Annotated in this window: 13 protein-coding genes and 1 tRNA gene; 10 read left to right on the top strand and 4 right to left on the bottom strand. The window is 64.4% G+C overall.

The annotated features are described in order from the left end of the window. Positions 1-2: 2 nt before the first annotated feature. From OSH05_RS16305 to tgt, 4 genes are all read left to right on the top strand, one after another. Entirely contained in the window at positions 3-476 is a 474-nt protein-coding gene (locus OSH05_RS16305) for a peptidylprolyl isomerase (RefSeq protein ID WP_407660402.1), read from the top strand. Between the two features lie 237 nt (positions 477-713). Then, the gene (locus tag OSH05_RS16300) at positions 714-1,463 is read left to right on the top strand and encodes an SDR family oxidoreductase (protein WP_104219121.1); all 750 of its coding nucleotides are present in this window, start codon (positions 714-716) and stop codon (positions 1,461-1,463) included. Between the two features lie 134 nt (positions 1,464-1,597). Beyond that, positions 1,598-2,680: a tRNA preQ1(34) S-adenosylmethionine ribosyltransferase-isomerase QueA gene (gene queA, locus OSH05_RS16295; protein ID WP_104219120.1), complete on the top strand. Its 1,083-nt coding sequence runs from the start codon at positions 1,598-1,600 to the stop codon at positions 2,678-2,680. After that, a complete protein-coding gene (gene tgt, locus OSH05_RS16290) occupies positions 2,677-3,807 on the top strand; it encodes a tRNA guanosine(34) transglycosylase Tgt (RefSeq protein ID WP_104219119.1) in 1,131 nt (376 codons plus the stop codon). The genes queA and tgt overlap by 4 nt, the downstream gene beginning before the upstream one ends. Positions 3,808-3,816: 9 nt before the next feature. Here the strand turns inward: tgt and OSH05_RS16285 are convergent, their stop codons facing one another. Continuing rightward, a complete protein-coding gene (locus tag OSH05_RS16285) occupies positions 3,817-4,242 on the bottom strand; it encodes a DUF4864 domain-containing protein (RefSeq protein WP_104219118.1) in 426 nt (141 codons plus the stop codon). Positions 4,243-4,358: 116 nt separating this feature from the next. On the opposite strand from OSH05_RS16285, the gene OSH05_RS16280 reads away from it, so the two are divergent. After that, positions 4,359-4,595: an Lrp/AsnC ligand binding domain-containing protein gene (locus tag OSH05_RS16280; RefSeq protein WP_104219117.1), complete on the top strand. Its 237-nt coding sequence runs from the start codon at positions 4,359-4,361 to the stop codon at positions 4,593-4,595. On the opposite strand, the gene cobD is transcribed toward OSH05_RS16280, so the two are convergent. Together cobD and OSH05_RS16270 are read right to left on the bottom strand one after the other, a co-directional pair. After that, on the bottom strand, positions 4,592-5,620 hold the full coding sequence (gene cobD, locus OSH05_RS16275) for a threonine-phosphate decarboxylase CobD (protein ID WP_104219302.1): 1,029 nt from the start codon (positions 5,618-5,620) through the stop codon (positions 4,592-4,594). The genes OSH05_RS16280 and cobD overlap by 4 nt on opposite strands. Before the next feature lie 23 nt (positions 5,621-5,643). Then, positions 5,644-5,717 (bottom strand) — tRNA-Cys (locus OSH05_RS16270). 183 nt (positions 5,718-5,900) lie between these two features. On the opposite strand from OSH05_RS16270, the gene OSH05_RS16265 reads away from it, so the two are divergent. The 5 genes from OSH05_RS16265 (at position 5,901) to OSH05_RS16245 (ending at position 12,814) form a co-directional block, all read left to right on the top strand. Further along, complete coding sequence (locus OSH05_RS16265) at positions 5,901-6,569, top strand: protein-L-isoaspartate O-methyltransferase family protein (protein ID WP_104219116.1); 669 nt, start codon at positions 5,901-5,903, stop codon at positions 6,567-6,569. Positions 6,570-6,813: 244 nt separating this feature from the next. Continuing rightward, entirely contained in the window at positions 6,814-8,139 is a 1,326-nt protein-coding gene (locus OSH05_RS16260) for a TolC family outer membrane protein (protein ID WP_266352600.1), read from the top strand. A gap of 157 nt (positions 8,140-8,296) precedes the next feature. Further along, a complete protein-coding gene (locus OSH05_RS25145) occupies positions 8,297-8,899 on the top strand; it encodes a PopZ family protein (RefSeq protein ID WP_323181462.1) in 603 nt (200 codons plus the stop codon). Between the two features lie 141 nt (positions 8,900-9,040). After that, positions 9,041-11,932, top strand: coding sequence for a valine--tRNA ligase (locus OSH05_RS16250; RefSeq protein WP_104219114.1), 2,892 nt, complete (start codon positions 9,041-9,043; stop codon positions 11,930-11,932). Positions 11,933-12,010: 78 nt separating this feature from the next. Then, positions 12,011-12,814 carry an isocitrate lyase/PEP mutase family protein gene (locus OSH05_RS16245; RefSeq protein WP_104219113.1) on the top strand — a complete coding sequence of 268 codons (804 nt, stop codon included), beginning with the start codon at positions 12,011-12,013 and terminating at the stop codon, positions 12,812-12,814. An 82-nt stretch (positions 12,815-12,896) separates the two neighbouring features. Here the strand turns inward: OSH05_RS16245 and gltA are convergent, their stop codons facing one another. Further along, positions 12,897-14,189 carry a citrate synthase gene (gltA, locus tag OSH05_RS16240; protein ID WP_104219112.1) on the bottom strand — a complete coding sequence of 431 codons (1,293 nt, stop codon included), beginning with the start codon at positions 14,187-14,189 and terminating at the stop codon, positions 12,897-12,899. Positions 14,190-14,414: the final 225 nt, after the last annotated feature.

Raw genomic sequence — 14,414 nt, 5'->3', positions numbered from 1 at the left:
CCGTGGCCGATATCAAGGACCCGGAGAACACGCTCATCCTAGAGACGACCAAGGGCACGGCGGTGATCGAGCTTCGGCCCGATCTCGCGCCGGGTCACGTCGCGCGGATCAAGGAACTGGCTCGCGAGGGCTTTTACGACGGCGTCGTCTTCCACCGCGTCATCGACGGCTTCATGGCGCAGACCGGCGATCCGACCGGTACGGGCATGGGCGGCTCCGGCAAGAAGCTGAAGGCCGAGTTCAACCGCGAGCCGCATCGCCGCGGCACGGCTTCGATGGCCCGCGCCCAGGACCCGAACTCCGGCGACAGCCAGTTCTTCATCTGCTTCGGCGATGCCAGCTTCCTCAACGGCCAGTACACCGTCTGGGGTCAGGTCATCGAGGGAATGGAGAACATTGACAAGATCAAGCGCGGCGAGCCGGTGAAGGATCCCGACAAGATCATCTCGGCAAAGGTCGCCGCCGACGTAGCGTAAGGTCGGCAAGAGCGGCGCTTGCCGTTCGTGATTCCGAGATGGCCGGGCTCGTCCCGGCCATCTTGCTTAAAGGATACCGGCAGATCACGATGATCTGCCGCCTCAATCGAGATGCCCGAACCTCGAATAAACGTTCCGATTGCAACGACCGCCGTTCTGGCCACAGCCTATGCGCATGAGCCGTCGGTCGGGCGAAACCGCCCCGAAGCAGCGTCGAGCATAGCAGGAGCATTGTGTATGGGACGACTTCAGGACAAGACCGCCCTCATCACCGGCGGCACGAGCGGCATCGGCCTCGTTACGGCGCAGCGCTTCGTCGAGGAGGGCGCGCGCGTGGCCGTGACAGGCGTCAGTCAGAAAGGCATCGACGCGGCGCGCGCGACATTGGGGCCGGGTGTCACGATCATTCAGGCCGATGCTGGTGATGTCGGGGCGCAGCGCGAAATCGCGGCGAAGGTCAGCGCGGCGTTTGGCCGGCTCGACATCGCCTTCCTGAACGCCGGCGTGGCCGATCTGCGGCCGATCGAGAATTGGGACGAGGCCGGCTTCGACCGTTCGATCGCCGTCGATCTCAAGGGGCCGTATTTCCTGATTCAGGCGCTGCTGCCGTTCCTCAACAATCCGGCGTCGCTGGTGCTATCCGGCTCGATCAACGCGCATCTCGGCATGCCGACGACTTCCATCTATTCGGCCGCGAAGGCGGGCATGGTGTCGCTGGCGCGCACGCTCTCCGGCGAACTGATCGGGCGTGGCATCCGGGCGAATGTCGTCAGTCCGGGGCCGATCGATACACCACTCAACGGCAAGCTCGGCCTCGATAAGGAAGCCAGCGAGGCGAGGGCGAAGGCGGTGGTTGCCCTGGTTCCGTCCGGGCGTTTCGGTCAGGCGGTGGAAGTCGCCAACGCCGTTGTGTTCCTTGCTTCCGACGAGGCGCGCTTCATCGTGGGCAGCGAACTCATCATCGACGGTGGAATGGGAATCGTCTGAGGCAGCACCTGGGAAATGCTTAGACCCGGCAGGCGGCCCGACAGCGTCCGCCTCCTTCAAGATCCTGTTGAGCCCTGCGACAAGGGCCGCTAGGAACGGACGCTTCGCAGGCGTCATCATTCTCAAGGAACTTCGTGCGCGTCGACCTTTTCGATTTTGAGCTTCCCGAAGAGAACATCGCCCTTCGCCCGGCGCGGCCGCGCGATGCGGCTCGGCTCATGGTCGTCCGGCCGGGAGAGGCACCTGAGGACAGGATCGTGCGCGACCTGCCCGACCTTCTGCGGCCGGGCGATGCCCTTGTCTTCAACGATACCCGCGTCATTCCGGCCCAGCTTTTCGGCGAGCGCGTCCGCGACGGTGTCGCCGCACGGATCGGTGTGACGCTGCATATGCGCGAGAGCGGAAGCCGCTGGCGGGCCTTTGTGCGGCCGGCCAAGAAGATTGCGGAAGGCGAGCGGATCCTCTTTGGCGAGTGCGCGGACCGCGCCTGCCTGCTGGCCGGTCTTGCCGCGACCGTTACTGAGAAGGGCGAAGCCGGGGAGGTCGTGCTCGATTTCGACCTGTCGGGACCGGCGCTCGACGAGGCGATCGCCAGCGTCGGCCATATTCCGCTGCCGCCCTATATCGCCTCCAAGCGTCCCGAGGACGGCGAGGACAAGCGCGACTACCAGACCATCTACGCCCGCGAGGACGGGGCCGTCGCCGCGCCGACAGCGGGCTTGCACTTCACGCCGGAACTCTTTGACCGCCTTGATGCGATGGGCGTCGCCCGTCATTTCGTGACGCTGCATGTCGGCGCCGGCACGTTCCTGCCGGTCAAGGCGGACGATACGGCCGAGCATAAGATGCACGCCGAGCGCGGCGAGGTGTCGGCCGCGGTGGCCGATGCGCTGAACGCCGTGCGGGCGCGGGGAGGGCGCGTCGTCGCCGTCGGCACGACCTCGCTCCGACTGCTCGAGAGCGCGACCGGCGAGGACCGGATCATTCGCCCGTTCCACGGCCCGACGAGCATCTTCATCACGCCCGGCTATCGCTTCCGCGCGGTTGATCTCCTCATGACCAATTTCCACCTGCCTCGCTCGACTTTGTTCATGCTGGTCTCCGCTTTCTCCGGCCTCGAGACGATGCGCGCCGCCTATGCGCATGCGATCGCGAACGGCTATCGCTTCTATTCCTACGGCGATGCGTCGCTGCTCCATCCGAAGGCCGACGAATGACCGACCGCTTCACCTTCACGCTTCTCGGCACCGACGGCATGGCCCGGCGGGGCGAAGTGTCGATGCCGCGTGGCAAGATCCGCACGCCGGCCTTCATGCCCGTCGGCACCGCCGGCACGGTCAAGGCGATGTATCCGGGCCAGGTCCGCGAGCTTGGCTCGGACATCATTCTCGGCAACACCTACCATTTGATGCTGCGTCCCGGCGCCGAGCGGGTGGCCAAGTTGGGCGGATTGCATGTCTTTGCCAATTGGCCGCATCCGATCCTGACCGATTCCGGCGGGTTTCAGGTCATGTCGCTGTCGCAGCTCCGGAAGATGAACGAGCACGGCGTCACCTTCCAGAGTCACATCGATGGTCGTCGCTATGAGTTGACGCCGGAGCGCTCGGTCGAGATCCAGGGCCTGCTCGACAGCGACATCCAGATGCAGCTCGACGAATGCGTGGCGCTGCCGGCGTCCGAGGCCGAGATTGAGCGCGCCATGCAATTGTCGCTGCGCTGGGCGGAGCGTTCCAAGGCTGCCTTCGGCGACCAGCCCGGCAAGGCGATCTTCGGCATCGTGCAGGGCGGCGACAATCCGCGCCTGCGTCTGGAATCAGCCGACGCACTCGCGGCAATGGACTTCAAGGGCTATTCGATTGGCGGTCTCGCCGTCGGCGAGCCACAGCATGTCATGCTCGAAATCCTCTCCATCACCACGCCGCGCCTGCCGGCCAACAAGCCGCGCTACCTGATGGGCGTCGGCACGCCGGACGACATCCTCGAATCCGTCGCTCGCGGCGTCGACATGTTCGACTGCGTGATGCCGACGAGGGCCGGCCGCCACGGGCTCGCCTTCACGCGCTTCGGCAAGGTGAACCTGAAGAACGCCCGCCACGCCGAGGACCACCGGCCGCTGGACGAAGCCTCGGACTGTCCGGCGAGCCGCGACTATTCGCGCGCCTATCTGCACCATCTCTTCAAGGCCAACGAGACGCTGGCGGCCATGCTGCTGACGTGGAACAACCTCGCCTATTATCAGGCGCTGATGGCCGGCATTCGCGCCGCAATCGATGAGCGCCGCTTCGAAACCTTCCGTCTGGCGACCAAGGAAGGCTGGGCGCGGGGCGATATTTCCGCGCTTTGACTGCGCCTGTCAGATCGTCGGCGCGGTATCCTTCAGGATCTGGCAGCCTGATATCTTCCAGCTCCCGTCGGCCTGTCGCTCGAAGCGATAGAGCGCGATCCAGTTGCTTCCGTCCTCTGCCGTCAGAAATACCCTGGCGGTGGGTCCGTGATCTGTCTGCGTCATCTCGCCGAAAGCGATCGACGAGGGCCGGTAGACCGGCGGATAGGCCTTCCGCACCATGCCGAGAAAGATTTCCGGGCTCGGAAACATGGCCTGGATGCCAGGTGCAGCGAAGCCATAGGCCGCTGGGCCGTCGTCCCGCCTGAACGCTTCAATCTGCCCTTTGACGACGGATTGCCACTCCGCGGAGGCGGGGGCCGCGGACGTCTGCGCCAAGAGCGGACCGGCCGCAGCGCAAATCAGCGCAAAGACGAGGAAGACGGTACGCAGCATGGCGATCTCCCGCACTTGTCCATATAAGGGTCAATTAGCTACGTATGCCGGCTTGGAAAGGTTTCGCGCTGCGAATTGATTCCGCGAGGCCGGCTGGACGATGAGGGAAGATCGCGATGAAGGCGCTGTTCGTGCAGATCAAATGCGAGCTGGGCCGAGCCTATGAGGTTGCCTCGGCGATCGCCGATGCCGAGATCGCTTCCGAGATCTATTCAACGGCCGGTGACTTCGACCTTCTCGTGAAGTTTTATCTGGAAGACCATGTGGATCCAGGACATTTTGTCACCGAATCGGTGCAGCGATTCAGCGGCATTCGCGACACGCTGACGATCATGACGTTCCGCGCCTTCTAGCTGATCCGCGCCACCGCTTCTGCTAGAGCGCTTTCCCATCTTCCGAACGCGTCGCGGGCCGGCAGGCCAATGCGGATCCGATCGGTTTCGGCGTCGAAGATTCGGGTCCACACCCCCCGCCGTGCCAGCTCGACGTGAAGATCGGCGGCCAGCGGCGTATGGACCGTGCGGAAGAGATCCGTGCCTTCGATCCGGTCGAGGTCGTGCGCGAAAAGCGCCGCGTCGAGCCGTAGACGATCTAGCGCCAGCCGCTCGCGAGTCGCTGCCTGCCATGGCTCGTCGGCGAGCGCTGCCGTCCCAGCCGCGATGGCGGGGCCGGAGACCGGCCAGTCGCCGAGGACGCGCCGCAGCCGTTCGACTGTTGCGCCCGATCCGACGACGAAGCCAAGCCGGAGGCCGGCAAGTCCGTAGAATTTCCCGAATGACCGCAGCACCAAGGTGCCGTTGGGCAGCTGAGGGATGAGGCTGATCTCGGGCGTAAGGTCGCAGAATGCCTCATCGACGATGAGCAGCCGGCCGACGGCGCCGTCGGTCGCCGCGGCGACGAGTTCCGCGGCCTCATGGGTTCGTCCATCCGGGTTGTTCGGATTGGCGAGCACGACGATCGGCGCGGCCGCGAGGGCCGATCGGAGGTCTCGGACGGCCAGTACCCGGTGCCCGGCGTCGCGCCACGCTTCTCCGTGCCCGGAATAGGTCGGCGAGAGAATCGCGACAGCACTTGGCGGAACCAGCATCGGCAACAGGCGGATCGCGAGATCCGTTCCGCCGACCGGCAGGATCTCGGTGTCAGGGCGCGCGCCATAGGCCTGGCGGGCGGCATCGATCAGGCTGGCGAGCCGCTCCGGATCGGGCAGGCGAGCGACATCGTCACGATCGAACGGTTTCAGCGGATAGGCGAGGGGGTTGATTCCCGTGGAAAGATCGAGCCAGTCCGCGGCCGCGATGCCATAGGCCCGAGACGCCGCTATCAACGCTCCGCCATGCCGCGGCGTTTCGCCGGGCAGGGAAGGGAGACGATGCGCCATGGAGCGTCTCGCAAGAGGGAGATTGGAGGCCTCGCCCGGAATCGAACCGGGATGCAAGGATTTGCAGTCCTCTGCGTAACCATTCCGCCACGAGGCCCTCGGGGTGCGGATGTAGAGGGAAGGGCCATGGGTAGGCAAGTCTTTTCTATGGCTTGTCCAACGCCGAATTGCGTCGGCCGCCGCGCCTGCGTCGCCGAGGCGCGCTGCTAGCGACTTGTCACCCCGCCCCTCGCTCGTTATGGATCAGGAAAGCCCAATATTCGACGCGAGGTTTCCGATCATGGTCGATTTCGCCACGGCGCGAGCTACGATGGTGGACTGCCAGATCCGGCCGGTCGACGTGACCGACTACGATGTTCTCGACGCATTCGCGGCCGTGCCGCGCGAGACGTTCGTTCCGGAAGCTCTGAAGCCGCTTGCCTATATCGACGAGGACATGTTGCTAACGGCTCCCGGCGAGCCTGCTCGCTACCTCATGGAGGCGGGGCCGCTGGCGCGCCTCGTCCAGCTCGCCGACATCCTGCCGAACGAATCGGTGCTCGATGTCGGATGCGGGACCGGCTATGCCGCTGCGATACTCTCCCGTCTCGCCGCATCGGTAACGGCGGTTGACGAGAACGCGGTGCTGGCGGGCCAGGCCCGCTCGAACCTCGCGGGTCTTGGCGCCTCCAATGTCGAAGTCGTCGTCGGCCCGCTCGCCGCCGGGTGGCTGGCCAAGGCGCCGTATGACGTGATTCTGATCGAGGGCGCGGTCGAAGTCCTGCCGGACGCTCTGATCGCGCAACTTGCCGAAGGTGGCCGAATCATTGCCGTGGTCGGTTCACGCGGTCTTGCCGCCAAGGCGACGGTCTATACGCGCTCCGGCGAGTCCGTCAGCGGCCGTCCCGTATTCAATACCCATATCCGGTCACTGCCCGGCTTTTCGGCATCCCCCGGCTTCGTGTTCTAATTATCCTTGTAATTCAAAGCGTTAGTTGCGTCTCGCTGATGGGTTCCATATCGGACCCTGTTGCTTTCGGGCCGCATTGCACACTTTATCAACGGTTTCGTGGGCTGCGCCATTTGACGGTCATGGAGCCCAGCGTATCTTAACCGCGTTAGGTTCGTTGGTGGACGTCCGGTAGGGGGGCGTCGCCTCGCAACGCCGAGGTTTGACATTGTATTTTTCCCGGGTCTTCTTGACGACCGCAGCCGTGGCTGCGGTTCTCGTGGCCGCCCCTGCCGTTCGCGCGGATACGCTGAATGCCGCGCTGACGCTCACTTATAGTACCAACCCCACGCTGAACGCCCAGCGCGCGGCTCTCCGTGCGACGGATGAAGGCGTGCCGCAGGCGCTGTCCGGCTATCGTCCGGTCGTCACCGGCAGCGCGTCGGCCGGCATATTGTCGGGGCGGACGTCAGCCGGTAGCTATAACCTCACTCCGCGCTCGGTCGGCATCACGATCGAGCAGCCGCTGTTTCGAGGTTTCCAGACTCAGAACAACGTCAAACAGGCCGAATCGTCCGTGCTCGCTGGCCGCGAGACGCTGCGCTCGACCGAGCAGGACGTATTTCTGGACGCCGTCTCCGCCTACACGAACGTCATCCAGACACAGGCGATCCTGGCGCTTCGCGAACAGAATATCGTCTTCCTGCAGGAGCAGCAGCGGGCTGCCGCCGACCGGTTGAAGGTTGGCGAGGGCACGCGCACCGATCTTGCGCAGACCGAGGCGAGTCTGAGCCAGGGTCAGACGGCCTATGACGTCGCCGTCGCCAACCTGAATTCGGCGAACGCCACCTATCTGCAGATCATCGGCGCCAAGCCGAAGAACCTCGTGAATCCAGTCTTTAACAATCGTCTGTTGCCGAAGACGGTCGATGCCGCCATCCAGGTCGGCCAGAAGAACCATCCGGCGATCCTCGCCGCTGGTTACAATGTCGACACAGCGGCGTTCAACGTGAAGTCGATCGAGGGGCAGTTGCTGCCGACGGTTTCGCTTCAGGGTTCGGCGTCGCATTCGGATGATGCGTCTCAGGGCGTTTCCTGGTCGGACTCGGCCTCGCTTACCGCGCAGATGACCATCCCGATCTATGAGGGCGGCGTCGTCTACTCTCAGGCTCGTCAAGCCAAGGAAATCCTCGGCCAGCGACGCATCCAGCTCGACAGCGCCCGCGATCAGGTTCGCTCGGCGGTCGATTCCGCTTGGGGCCAGCTTGAGGCTTCCCGTGCCGCGATCGTATCGGCGCAGGCGCAGATCAAGGCCGCCGAGCTAGCTCTCTCCGGGGTGATCGAGGAACAGAAGGTCGGCCAGCGCACGACGCTCGACGTGCTGAACCAGCAGCAGACCCTCATCGATGCACGTGAAACCCTGGTCCTCGCGCAGCGGTCGGAGGTTGACGCGGCCTATACGCTGCTCTCGGCAATGGGCGGACTTTCCTCTGACCGGCTCGGTCTCAAGGTCGCCACCTACAAGCCGCAGCAGCATTACAACGCTGTCCGCGACAAGTGGATCGGCCTGCGCACGCCCGACGGCCGCTGATCGCCGCTGCTATGCCGGGGAAAATCGCCGGCATAGCTTTCGTACGGCTGGGATATGTCTACTCTGACACTCGGAATGACGCGGAAGATTCGCGATTCGGAGTGGTGTGAGTTTCGGGGTGGCAATGGCCAAGCTCAGTCAGGCGCAAGAGCCGTCGATGGAAGAAATCCTGGCGTCGATCCGGCGGATTATCTCCGAGGACGATGCTGAGCCGCTCGCCCCGCCGCCGCATCCGACCGTCGCCCCCGTCAGAGCGGCTCCGTCGCCAACCCTTTCGACGGACGCAATCGACGCTCTTTTCGCGACGCGCTCTCCAGAGCCGAGGCCCGCAGCGCCAGAGCCCGTCCGCGCTCCCCTGCGTCCGGCATCATCGCAGGCGGCCGAGAATCCCCCGCTGCCGGCTCAACCGATCCGTCAGGTCGCCATGCAGCCGCCGCGTATCGAGGTGGCTCACCCGCGCGTCGGAATCGCTGCGGCGCCCCGCCGTGATGTCCGTCCCCAGCCGGCTCCGGCCGGGAGCCATGTCGACGAATTGGCCCCTGGCCGTCCGCTGCTTTCCGTGGGCGCCGATGCCGCGGTGAACTCAGCCTTCGGGAATCTCGCCGGGACGGTGTTGGCCTCTGGTGGGTCGCGGACGCTCGAGGATCTGGTCAAGGAGATGTTGCGCCCGATGCTGAAGGCGTGGCTCGATACCAATTTGCCGCCGCTGGTCGAGCGACTGGTGCGCGACGAGATCGAGCGCGTCTCTCGCGGACGGTAAGCGGCGCAGCGGATCGACGCACCCCATATCGAACGTAGTGAAGTCGGAGATCCTGCGGCAATGGCCGCTGATTGGCTATCGGTTGACTCAGGCCGGGGCATCCGATTTACAGCAGCCAACGATTTTCATCCGGAAACGGCCATGCTTGAGAAGAACTACGACGCCACCAGCGTCGAGCCGCGCATTTACGATGCCTGGGAAACCTCCGGGGTGTTCAAGGCCGGTGCCGGCGCCAAGCCCGGTGCCGAAACCTTCGCCATCGTCATTCCGCCGCCGAACGTCACCGGCTCGCTGCATATGGGCCACGCGCTCAACAACACGCTCCAGGATATCCTCGTGCGGTTTGAGCGCATGCGCGGCAAGGACGTGTTGTGGCAGGTCGGACTCGACCATGCCGGCATCGCGACGCAGATGGTTGTCGAGCGCCAGATGGCGGAACGGCAGGAGCCGAACCGCCGCGTGATCGGCCGCGACGCCTTCGTTGAGAAGATCTGGAAGTGGAAGGGCGAGTCGGGCGGCACCATCATCGGTCAGCTGAAGCGCCTCGGCGCCTCGGCCGATTGGTCGCGCGAGCGCTTCACGATGGACGAGGGGCTGTCGAAAGCCGTCGTCAAGGTCTTCGTCCAGCTCTACCGCGAAGGCCTGATCTACAAGGACAAGCGCCTCGTCAACTGGGATCCGGCGCTGGAGACGGCGATTTCGGATCTTGAGGTCATCCAGGTCGAGACCAAGGGCAAGCTCTACCACCTGCGCTATCCGCTGGCCGACGGCGACGTCTACGCCCATCCGTTCAAGCTCGACGTCGATGGCGTCATGCAGGACTGGAAGCCGTCCGATGGCGAGCCGGATGGTCATGAGGCGCGGAACTATATCGTGGTCGCCACCACCCGGCCGGAGACCATGCTGGGCGATACCGCGATCGCGGTTCACCCGGACGATCCGCGCTACGCGTTTCTTGTCGGCAAGGAGGCTGTCCTGCCGCTGGTCGGCCGGCGCATTCCGATCGTCGCGGACGAATATTCCGACCCCGAGAAGGGCTCCGGCGCGGTCAAGATCACGCCGGCGCATGATTTCAACGATTTCGAGGTCGGCCGGCGTCACGAACTGCCGATGATCTCGGTCCTGGACCGGCAGGCGAATGTCGCGATCGCCGGCAATGCAGAATTTCTGGCAGGCTTGGAGAGGACCGCGGCGCTCGACGATTTCATTTCGAACGTCGATGGGCTCGACCGGACCACAGCCCGCAATTCCATCGTCGCGATGATGGAAGAGCAGGGCTATCTCGACAAGATCGAGGAGCACGGCCACGCCGTCCCGCACGGGGATCGCGGCGGCGTGCCGATCGAGCCGTTCCTCACCGAGCAATGGTATGTCAACGCCCACACGCTGGCGCAGCCTGCTATCGCCTCGGTCCGCGAGGGGCGCACCGACTTTGTCCCGAAGAACTGGGAAAAGACCTATTTCGAGTGGATGGAGAACATCCAGCCCTGGTGCATCTCGCGCCAGCTCTGGTGGGGTCACCAGATTCCGGCGTGGTACGGGCCAGACGGCAAAATCTTCGTCGCCTCGGACGAGGCGGAGGCGCTCGCCGAGGCGCGGGAACACTATAAGGGGCTCTACCCCAATCTGGAGCGCGTGAGCGTCGAGGCGGAGGCGCTTGCGGCGACGAGCGGCGCGGCGAAGGATGTCCTCGAAATCTCGCTCCGTCGGGACGAGGACGTGCTCGACACCTGGTTCTCCTCCGCCCTATGGCCGTTTTCGACGCTCGGCTGGCCCGATGAAACGCCGGAACTCGCGCGCTATTACCCGACCCAGGTTCTGATTACCGGTTTCGACATCATCTTCTTCTGGGTTGCCCGGATGATGATGATGGGCCTGCATTTCATGAAGGATGCCGACGGCAAGCCGATCGAGCCCTTCAAGGACGTCTATATCCACGCCCTCGTCCGCGACGAGAAGGGCGCCAAGATGTCGAAGTCGAAGGGCAACGTCATCGACCCGCTCAGCCTGATCGACGAATATGGCGCCGACGCGCTTCGCTTCACGCTCACCGCCATGGCGGCGCAGGGGCGCGATCTGAAGCTCGCGACCTCTCGCGTCGAGGGCTATCGCAATTTCGCGACCAAGCTCTGGAATGCGGCCCGCTTCGCCGAGATGAACGGCGCGGTTCGCGTCGAAGGCTTCGAGCCGTCGGCGGCGACCGAGCGCCTCAATCGCTGGATCGCGACCGAGACCACCCGCACGGCCAGGGCCGTGACCGAGGCGATCGTCGGCTACCGCTTCAATGACGCGGCGAACACGCTCTACCGCTTCGTCTGGAACACTTTCTGCGACTGGTATCTGGAACTGGTGAAGCCGGTCCTGAACGGCGAGGATGAGGCGGCGAAGGCGGAGACGCGCGCCACCATCGGCTGGACCTTCGACCGGATCATCACGCTGCTGCATCCGATCATGCCCTTCATCACCGAAGAGCTGTGGACCCGGATCGGCGAGACCGGCCCGGCACGGCCGAAGCCGCTGATTCTCGAAGCATGGCCGGAGCTGACCTTCGAGGACGCGGATGCGGCGGCCGAGATCAACTGGCTTGTCGACCTGATCTCGGCGGTTCGCTCGGTTCGTTCCGAGATCAACGTTCCGCCGGGCGCCCAGGTGCCGCTGATCGTCATCGGCGGCTCCGACGCCACGATCGGACGCCTTGCTACCCATGATGTGCTGATCCGCCGACTGGCCCGCGCCTCCGACATCACGCTGGCGGCTGCGCCGCCCAAGGGGGCCGTCCAGACGGTCGTTGGCGAGGCAACGATCGCCCTGCCACTCGAGGGCGTGATCGACCTCGACGCCGAGCGCGCCCGGCTGGCCAAGGAGATCGACAAGGCGGCGAAGGAGATCGGTAAGATCGAGGCGAAGCTCGGCAACGAGCAATTCGTCAGCCGCGCCCCGGAAGAAGTGATCGATGAGCAGCGCGAGCGCCTGGCGGAAACGCAGGAACTGAAGGCGAAGTTCACGGCAGCGCTGGAGCGACTGAAGGGATAATATGGACCGCCCGCTGTCCGCAGGCCGGGCGATCGGGGTTGTCCTTTCCCCTGAGGCCGGATTTTCCGGGAGGCGGCGATGCCAGATCAGACGGAGCGTGGGGCGTCCTTTCGGGCGCTTCACCAGAAGTTTCGGCCGCTCGTGGTTCCCAATGCGTATGACGCAGGTACCGCGAGGCTGTTGACGGGGCTGGGCTTCGAAGCGCTGGCGACCACGAGTTCGGGACTGGCATTTTCCCTCGGGCGCACGGATGGCGTCAAAGCCGTCAGCCGCTCGGAGACCATCGACAACGCCCGAAGCATCTGTGCAGCGACACATCTGCCTGTCACCGCCGATCTGGAGAGTTGCTTCGCCGACGACCCGGAGGGCATCGCCGGGACGATCCAGCTCGCCGCGGAGGCCGGACTGGTCGGCGGATCGATAGAGGACGCGACCGGCGATGCCCTCTCGCCCATCTACGATTTCGCACTCGCCGTGGAACGCGTTCATGCCGCGGTGGAGGCTGCCAGATCGCTGCCCTTCGCCTTCACCTTAACGGCGAGAGCCGAGAATTTCCTGCACGGACGACCTGACCTGGACGATACGTTGCGGCGCCTGCAGGCCTTCGAGAAGGCCGGGGCGGACGTTCTCTATGCGCCGCTGGTGCCGTCGGATGCGATCGGCCTTGTCGTGGCGTCCCTCACCAAGCCGGTCAATGTTCTTGTGAGTTCGGGAAACGCCGATTGGACCTATGACGCGCTGGCGGCCTTGGGTGTCGCCAGAATCAGTATCGGCGGCGCCTTGGCCCGCGCCGCGCTGAGCGCCGTCAGTCAGGCGGCCCGGGAGATCAGGACGTCCGGCACATTCACCTATGGAAAGGGCCTGGAGCCCTTTCCGTTCTGATTGTCACATTGGACCTGTCGCAGCAGAAAAATTGAGGCGCCGGATCTCCCGGCGCGCTCCTTTCGCGTCCCGCGATGGCGCTTCAGCGCCGCTTTGACACCGGCACATAGTCGCGGCGGTCGGCGCCGGTGTAGAGCTGGCGGGGGCGGCCGATGCGCTGGCCCGGATCCTCGACCATTTCCTTCCACTGCGCGATCCAGCCCACGGTGCGGGCGAGGGCGAACAGCACGGTGAACATGGTCGTCGGGAAACCGAGCGCCTTCAGCGTGATGCCGGAATAGAAGTCGATGTTCGGGTAGAGCTTCTTCTCGACGAAATAATCGTCGCTGAGCGCGATCCGCTCGAGCTCCAGCGCGACTTCGAGCACCGGATCGTCGGTAATGCCGAGTTCGCCGAGCACCTCGTGGCAGGTCCGCTGCATGATCTTGGCGCGCGGATCGTAGTTCTTGTAGACCCGGTGCCCGAAGCCCATCAGGCGGAACGGATCGTTCTTGTCCTTGGCCCGGGCGATATATTCCGGGATCTTCTCGACCGTGCCGATCTCCTGCAGCATGTTGAGCGCCGCCTCGTTGGCGCCGCCATGGGCGGGCCCCCACAGGCAGGCAATGCCGGCCGCGATGCACGCGAACGGATTGGCGCCCGACGAGCCGGCGAGACGGACAGTCGAGGTCGAGGCGTTCTGCTCGTGATCGGCGTGCAGGATGAAGATCCGGTCCATCGCGCGGGCGAGGATCGGGTTCACCTTGTATTCCTCTGCCGGTACGGCGAAGCACATGCGCAGGAAGTTCGAGGCGTAGTCGAGCGAGTTCAGCGGATAAACGAAGGGCTGGCCCACATGGTACTTGTAGGCCATAGCGGCGATGGTCGGCATCTTCGCGATCAAGCGAAGACTCGCCACCATGCGCTGGTGCGGGTCCGAGATATCGGTCGAGTCGTGATAGAAGGCAGAAAGCGCGCCGACGACGCCGACCATGATCGCCATCGGATGGGCGTCGCGGCGGAAGCCGGTATAGAAGCGCGACATCTGCTCGTGCACCATCGTGTGGTAGGTCACGCGCTGATCGAAATCGGCCTTCTGCGCTGCGGTCGGCAGCTCGCCGTAGAGCAGGAGATAACAGGTTTCAAGGAAGTCGCCATGCTCGGCGAGCTGTTCGATCGGATAGCCACGATAGAGCAGGACGCCTTCGTCACCATCGATGAAGGTGATCTTTGAATCGCAGGCGCCGGTCGACGTGTAGCCTGGATCATAGGTGAAGCGGCCGGTCTTGGCGTAAAGCGAACCGATATCGACGACTTCGGGACCGATGGTCCCTTCCTTGATCCCGAAATCCCAGGACTGATCACCGATGGTGAGCGTCGCCTTCTTGTCGGTCATTCGGCCAACCCCCTTTGGACAATAGCAAAAACAGCTGTCGAGAGAACCCGCGCGTCGGCCATCACAACGACCAGTCGGCGCTGCTGAGGTATGGATGAGCACTTGCGTATACGATTTATTGCAGCGCGGCAAGCTAGGCTCAAGGGCTCATTTCGTAAGGGGTCCGAACGAAGGCTGGGCCGCTGCGACAGCGCGATTCACCGCCTCGACTCCCCCTTGAAAAAG

It is taken from the genome of Kaistia algarum, from assembly GCF_026343945.1.
Taxonomy (GTDB): domain Bacteria; phylum Pseudomonadota; class Alphaproteobacteria; order Rhizobiales; family Kaistiaceae; genus Kaistia; species Kaistia algarum.
This window is presented reverse-complemented; position numbering and strand designations above follow the sequence as displayed.

What these genes read in the sequence shown, in the direction of transcription:
- OSH05_RS16300 (WP_104219121.1), top strand. Translation starts at nt 714, where the DNA reads ATGGGACGACTTCAGGACAAGACCGCCCTCATCACCGGCGGCACGAGC.
- tgt (WP_104219119.1), top strand. Translation starts at nt 2,677, where the DNA reads ATGACCGACCGCTTCACCTTCACGCTTCTCGGCACCGACGGCATGGCC.
- OSH05_RS16285 (WP_104219118.1), bottom strand. Translation starts at nt 4,242, where the DNA reads ATGCTGCGTACCGTCTTCCTCGTCTTTGCGCTGATTTGCGCTGCGGCC.
- OSH05_RS16280 (WP_104219117.1), top strand. Translation starts at nt 4,359, where the DNA reads ATGAAGGCGCTGTTCGTGCAGATCAAATGCGAGCTGGGCCGAGCCTAT.
- cobD (WP_104219302.1), bottom strand. Translation starts at nt 5,620, where the DNA reads ATGGCGCATCGTCTCCCTTCCCTGCCCGGCGAAACGCCGCGGCATGGC.
- OSH05_RS16265 (WP_104219116.1), top strand. Translation starts at nt 5,901, where the DNA reads ATGGTCGATTTCGCCACGGCGCGAGCTACGATGGTGGACTGCCAGATC.
- OSH05_RS25145 (WP_323181462.1), top strand. Translation starts at nt 8,297, where the DNA reads ATGGAAGAAATCCTGGCGTCGATCCGGCGGATTATCTCCGAGGACGAT.
- OSH05_RS16250 (WP_104219114.1), top strand. Translation starts at nt 9,041, where the DNA reads ATGCTTGAGAAGAACTACGACGCCACCAGCGTCGAGCCGCGCATTTAC.
- OSH05_RS16245 (WP_104219113.1), top strand. Translation starts at nt 12,011, where the DNA reads ATGCCAGATCAGACGGAGCGTGGGGCGTCCTTTCGGGCGCTTCACCAG.
- gltA (WP_104219112.1), bottom strand. Translation starts at nt 14,189, where the DNA reads ATGACCGACAAGAAGGCGACGCTCACCATCGGTGATCAGTCCTGGGAT.